Here is a 1,157-nt window from a genome sequence, read left to right as displayed (position 1 = left end):
TATTCGTCGGCGGCGGCAGATGTGCATAAGGGACAGGTGCAGGGTGGCGGGGGCGGGGGCGTCAGCCACTGGCGCCGGTGCCGAGCGTCAGCCCCAGCCACTGTCGTGGCGCGATCGGCTGGCCAGCGCTGCGGGGTGAGGGGTCAGTCCTCTTTCTGGAGGGAGTGATCACCGACGGGCCTCGGCAAAGGCGCCCAGGGTTCTCCAGCACACCCCTGCGCGCTGCCCAGAAGCCGAGCAGGAAGACGACGTACGCGCCGCCGACCAGAGACAGCGGGGCGGCCGCGAACGTCACGAAGAGGCCGCTGCCCACGCGGGTCCCGGCTGCGGCCGGCCAGCTGGACTCGTCGGCGGCGTACGCATCGGCGCCCGGTTCGGCGCCGGCGTCCCCGAGCGTGCCCAACTCGCCCGCCAGCAAGGCGGATACGACCGGCTGCGCGGCCAGCAGCACGAACTGTGCCGTGGCGATCCAGATCCACCACTTCAGCGCACGGTCACTGCGCCTCAGGAACAGCCAGCCGAGTACGAGGCTGACCACGCCGTAGAAGCCGATGATGTCTCCGGCCATCAGGAGGGTGGAGTGAAGTAGTCCGATGACGATCAGGCACAGACTCCGGCGCCGCAGCAGGCGCACCGCGTCCCGCTCCGAGGTACCGGCCGCCGTCTGCCGCAGGTAGAGCCGCATCATCCCGTACCCGAAGAGGAACGCGAAGAGGGGATAGATGCGTAGGTCGAGGACGGTGATCATGGTGAACTGCACGGCGTGGTCGAGCCATCCGCCGTCCACCGGCTGCCACCCCGATGGCCCGTGCCTTGCCGCCGTCAGATGGAACGCCGTGTTGGACAGGACGATGAACAGCAGCATGAGCCCGCGTGCGAGGTCGGGTGCGAGGGCCCGCTCGGCGGGGAGCACGCCCGCACGGCGGGGCGCGGTGCGGGGGCCTGTGTTCTTGGTCTCGACCGTCATGCTTCGACGCTAGAAAGGCGGATGCCGGGCGGGCATCCGTCTTCCGTCCTGTGGTGGCCGACGAAGGGATGCGGTCGCCTGCGCACCCGGCAACCAAAGTACGAAGCCGCTGTTGGCGGTGTGTTGGCGGAGCTGCTTAGCGTTCTTCCTGCCGGGCGACACGGGGGCGCCCGGCACTGACCGGGGGAAC

1 protein-coding gene is annotated in these 1,157 nt (G+C 69.7%); it reads right to left on the bottom strand.

Translation table 11 applies throughout. The annotated features are described in order from the left end of the window. Positions 1-61 precede the first annotated feature (61 nt). Complete coding sequence (locus E2651_RS43310; RefSeq protein ID WP_348541711.1) at positions 62-967, bottom strand: hypothetical protein; 906 nt, start codon at positions 965-967, stop codon at positions 62-64. Positions 968-1,157 lie beyond the last annotated feature (190 nt).

Source organism: Streptomyces sp. MZ04 (assembly GCF_004684775.1).
In the GTDB taxonomy this organism is placed as follows: Bacteria; Actinomycetota; Actinomycetes; order Streptomycetales; family Streptomycetaceae; genus Streptomyces.
This window is presented reverse-complemented; position numbering and strand designations above follow the sequence as displayed.